This window comes from Blastocatellia bacterium (assembly GCA_035275065.1).
GTDB lineage: Bacteria > Acidobacteriota > Blastocatellia > UBA7656 > UBA7656 > DATENM01.
Genome location: DATENM010000127.1, coordinates 1 through 3,807, shown reverse-complemented (window position 1 = coordinate 3,807; position 3,807 = coordinate 1). Strand labels below are relative to the sequence as shown.

The window sequence follows — 3,807 nt, the reverse complement described above, 5'->3', positions numbered from 1 at the left end:
AATCCAGGCGTTGCCAATCGGCGAGGAGCAGCTCGCGGTACTGCAATTCGGCCTGCCACTCCTGGCGCCAGTCGGCGCGCAGCCGGCGCGGCACGATCAGGCCGACGAGCGCGATCAAGCGCAGGTGCGGCTTACCGAAAAGGCGTTTGCAGCGAGCGAGCAAGGTCACCGATACGACCTCGGGCGCGAGAGAATTGTCGGGCACACTTCTATAGAATCCTATCTAGTCAGAATTCTACATAGGGTAGCCCGAACGGTCAAGCGGCTTCTTTGGCGCGGGCCGGGCTGCGGTCGGCCAGTGGCGCGGCAGCGCCCCGGCGACCGGGCAGGGCAGGGGCGCGGCGGACGACTGTCGGCTTTGCGGCCTTGACACTGGCTCGGCTTCAAGATCATGCTGTCGCCTTCTCACCCGTTCGGGTTAATCCTGGTATATCGCGCACATTCTCTATTTTATCAGGATGCGTGGTCAGATCGTTCAGCCTGCGCCCGATTATTGGCAAGCGAAACCACGGCCGCAAATGGCTAATGAGCCGGGCGCGGCAATTCGTGGCAAAGCCAGCCGGGTGGCGCGTTCAAAGAAGATGGATACGAAACCCTCAACCCTGATTCCCAGCGGCATCGAGCCGGTTGATAAATTACTGGGCGGCCTCGAAAGCGGCCAACTGTACCTGGTTCACGGCGAGGGCGCGGGCAAGTCGCTGTTCGGCATCAAGTTCCTGATCGAAGGGCTCAAGCGCGGCGAGCACGGCGCGCTGGTCATCCGCTATTCGCCCGAAGACGCCGTGCGCCGCTTTGCGCGCCTCGGCTACGATTGCCTCGAAGACGTTTACAGCGGGCGACTGGTCATCCTCGAATACTCGGACGACATCATTCAGCAGGTTTCGCGGCTGCGCGAGATGACGCCGGTGCTGCGCGAGCTGGAATGGCTGCTCGGCGAAACCAAGCCGCAACGGTTGATCTTTGACCCGGTCACCAGCCTGATTGCCGGCGTCGGCAATCTGCAATCACGCGCCGGCGAGTTTACCGCATGGTCGCGCTCGTTCGGCGCGACGGTCGTCTACATCGCCAACGGTGACGCCGACGTGGTCGAAGCCGTCAAGCCGCAGACGGCGGAAGTCGTGCGCTTCGAAGTTAAAGACATCGGCGAGCGCGCCGCGCGCTTCATCAATTTTGAGAAGACGGGCATCGCCGACCAGCCGATTGAAGTAGACCCTTCACGCGGCATCTTTTTGCTCGACCGCGGACGCGGCCCCGATCATTTCTTCTCGATCTTCCAGGCGACGCCGCCGGCATCCAGCGAGGCGACGCCTGAAGAAAAGCCCGCCGCGCCAATCGCGCCGCCGGTTTCAGAGGCCACCGCGCCGCCTGTCGAAACCAGCGCGCCGGAGCCGGCGATTGAATCTCCGGCGCTCGGCAAGCTGAGCGATTTCGACCTCGACAAGTTGCTTGAGCCGTTCGCCGAGATGGCGAGAACCGCCACGCCTGCGACGACGGAGGCGGCAGAGAGCGCGCCGCCAGCCGAGCCAACGCCACGCGCCGCGGGCGCGCCGTCTGAGTCACAAACGACCGCGCCGCAAACTGCCGTGCCACAAGCCGACGTGCCGCAAGTTGATGCGCCGCAAGTTGATGCGCCGCAAACTGCCGCGCCGCGGGCCGATACGCCGCGGGCCGCAGACAGCCAGACTCTACCGCAAACGGCGGACACGACACCGCTGCCGCCCGCTGTGCCGCCTGTCGCCGTTGCGCCCCCGGCGCAAGCCGTGAGCGATGCGCCAGCCGATCTCTTCGCTGATCTGATTGACGAATTATCCAGGTCCGAGTCACCGCTCGACATCGAAGTACCTGAAGCGGCGGCGACTCAGTCTGCCGGCCAGCCCCCAGCCCCCACGCTGCCGGCGGGCCCGGACCCGCGCGCCACCGGCGAGCTGACTTATCCGCCGGCGGCCTTGTCTGACGACGAATCAACGACTGCCGACGGAGCCGCGTCTGCCGACGAGCCCGCGCCGGCGATAGACGAAACGCCTGCCATAGATACTGCGGTTGCAAGCGCCCCCGCCGCATCGCCGCCGATGCCGCATCGCCGCGCTGCCGACCTCAAGCTCGATTCGGCCATCGCCGCGCACGCCACCGAAGCGCTGTTGCGCCCGCCTGACGCGCCGAGCGAGCCGCCTGCCGAAGCGATTGCCGTCGAGCCGGTTGCTGTCGAGCCGGTTGCCGTAGCCGCCGAGCCGGTTGCGGTCCAGCCGAAAGATTGCAAAGTGCTGGTCATCGATGATGACCTGGCCTCGTGTGCCCAGGTCGCGCAGACGCTCGACAGCTACACCCTCGATATCGTTCACGACGGCATGAGCGGGCTGGCCAGGCTGATCTCTTATAAGCCCGATCTCGTCGTCCTGAGCCTCGACTTGCCGATCATTGACGGCTTCAAGGTGCTGGAGCATATTCGCCAGGGCTTGAACGTGCCGGTTATTCTGACCACGGCCACGCGGATGCGCGCCGGTGATCGCGTGCTGGCGGCAGAGCTGGGCGCAGACTACTACCTGGCGAAGCCTTACAGCGTGAATGAGCTGCGCCACAAAGCGCGGCAGTTGATTGCGCGCTATCGCGGCATCAACTCGTGGATCGCGGGCGCGGCAGCGACGCCGCAGACCGCCGAGCCGGTCACAGAACCACGACCCGAGCCGATGGGCGCTCCCGCCGCGGTTGATCACTTCACCTCTTACCAGCAGTTCACCGCGCAGGTCGAAGAGCGTGTGCGCGCGACAATGGAAAACAACGCCACCTTTGCTATCGTCGGCTGCCGCGTTCCGCAGATGACCGCCAAGGGCGGGCACGTCGCCTTGCGGCTGTATGATCTGGTGCGGCGGCTGGTGCGCGAGAACGATCTGCTGTCAACCAACCCGCGCAATGACATTGTGATCTTACTGACCGACGCCAATGCCAACGGCGCGCGGGCCTTCATCAGCCGCCTGCGCGAGCGCGTCGTCAACGACCTGCACCAGGAGCCGGGCATCTGGCTGCGCAGCTTCCCCGACCTTGAAGAAGCGGCGGGCGCCAAAGACTGGACCTACCATTCGGGCAACGGCGGCAGCGCCAGCCGCCGCGCCAGCGACCGTTCCGCGGCCTCTGATGCCGCGCACCCCGAAGACCGCACCGAAGCGCCTCCCCGTGATTCCTCCGAGACGCGGTGAGCCGAGCCCGCGCCGCCAAATCTTAACGGCCGCCTTGACCTCCCTGACTACCCTATGTAGAATCCTGACTAGGTAGAATTCTATCTGCGAAATCTCTAAGGAGCAGGCAATGGGCAAAGGCTTCCTCACGCACGCGACGGCGATTATCTTGCAAGCGGTCGCCAACGATTATCTCTACGGCTTCGACATCATTGACATCACGGGGCTGCCCGGCGGCACCGTCTACCCGGCGTTGCGCCGCCTGGAAGAGGCAGGCTACCTCGCCTCCAAATGGGAAAAGCCGGCGCTCGCGCAGCAGCAACAGCGCCCGCCGCGTAAGTACTACGAGCTGACCCGCGAAGGCCGCGAGGCGCTGGCTGAAGCCGTCAAACGTTTTCGCCTGCTCGAACTGGCGCAGCCCCGGCGTGCCCGCCAACCGCGCCCCTCGCGTGCCTGAGGTTGTTCGCCGTGTCGTTGCTCGCCCGCTGCAAACATTTTTTCGGTAAGCCGCACCTGCGCTTGATCGCGCTCGTCGGCCTGATCGTGCCGCGCCGGCTGCGCGCCGACTGGCGCCAGGAGTGGCAGGCCGAATTGCAGTACCGCGAGCTGCTCCTCGCCGATTGGCAACGCCTGGATT

3 protein-coding genes are annotated in these 3,807 nt (G+C 65.2%); 2 read left to right on the top strand and 1 reads right to left on the bottom strand.

Features of this window, described 5'->3' with window-relative positions; genetic code table 11:
• Nucleotides 1-205 (bottom strand): hypothetical protein (locus tag VJ464_24155; protein ID HKQ08241.1); only part of this gene is annotated, 205 nt, incomplete at its 3' end.
• A gap of 313 nt (nt 206-518) precedes the next feature.
• Between VJ464_24155 and VJ464_24150 the strand changes: the two genes are divergently transcribed.
• Entirely contained in the window at nt 519-3,191 is a 2,673-nt protein-coding gene (locus tag VJ464_24150) for an ATPase domain-containing protein (protein HKQ08240.1), read from the top strand.
• Between the two features lie 109 nt (nt 3,192-3,300).
• Complete coding sequence (locus VJ464_24145; protein ID HKQ08239.1) at nt 3,301-3,627, top strand: PadR family transcriptional regulator; 327 nt, start codon at nt 3,301-3,303, stop codon at nt 3,625-3,627.
• Nucleotides 3,628-3,807: the final 180 nt, after the last annotated feature.